Origin of the sequence: Cellulophaga geojensis KL-A (assembly GCF_000568425.1) — a bacterium.
Lineage (GTDB): Bacteria > Bacteroidota > Bacteroidia > Flavobacteriales > Flavobacteriaceae > Cellulophaga > Cellulophaga lytica.
This window is the reverse complement of sequence record NZ_ARZX01000086.1, coordinates 1-811: the sequence shown is the minus strand read 5'-3', so window position 1 is coordinate 811 and position 811 is coordinate 1. Positions and strand designations below refer to the sequence as shown.

At 26.1% G+C, this 811-nt stretch carries 1 protein-coding gene; it reads left to right on the top strand.

Translation table 11 applies throughout. The features are described from left to right. The first annotated feature begins 60 nt into the window (after window positions 1-60). The gene (locus KLA_RS17310; protein ID WP_034647475.1) at window positions 61-525 is read left to right on the top strand and encodes a hypothetical protein; all 465 of its coding nucleotides are present in this window, start codon (window positions 61-63) and stop codon (window positions 523-525) included. Window positions 526-811 lie beyond the last annotated feature (286 nt).

Genomic DNA, 811 nt, shown 5'->3' with positions numbered 1-811 from the left:
AATTAATAAATCAAAATAAAGAAGACCGTTGGCAACCATTGCTCACTCAAAATCTGAAAAATGACATTTAAAGAATTCTTTGATATTGAACCAATACAGAAAAACGGAATATTAGTTTTTTCTTTTTCTGCTCTAATCTCTTTTCTACAATTATATTTATTTAAAACAGGCTTTGTGGAATTAGATAATCTCGACAAAATTATTTTAAGTTTATCAGTCGGAGTTTGTTGGGTTGTTGCTGAATTACCGACATATTTATTTTTTGTGAATTCAAAATGGCTGAAATGGAAAAGTAAAGGAAAAATTGTTGAATTATTTCCTGACAGAATTATTGCTTCTTTTGGTTTTTCTCTTATTTTATGGATGGTTTTGTTAACGTACATCGGATATGAATTTAATGTTGACTTAAAGATGTTTATTAGAATATCTATGATTTGGATGTTTGGAAAATCAATTTACTGGTTATTATATTGGGCAAAATATATTTTGATAGATAATAAAAAGGAAAATAAAAAAACAGAATAGTATAAACTCTGGGATTATGATTTGAAAAAATAATGGAAGTAGATTAAAAAGTGAATTCATTCTTTTAATAAAGCTTCTGAATTTCATAATATTTGGATTTTAAATTAATAATCTGAAATAAAAAACGGTTGCCAACACCGTATAAAGTTAATAGCTACTTTAAGCGTGTTTACATCATTATTTTTATTATCCTTTATTAGTTTGTTTATTTAGTTAAGTTAGTGCCTTAATTACGCTACTAACATTATACAATCCCGTTGTGCAACATTTGAAAAATGACCCGAAA

Coding starts and splice junctions, on each gene's coding strand:
- KLA_RS17310 (WP_034647475.1), top strand. CDS start 61: ATGACATTTAAAGAATTCTTTGATATTGAACCAATACAGAAAAACGGA.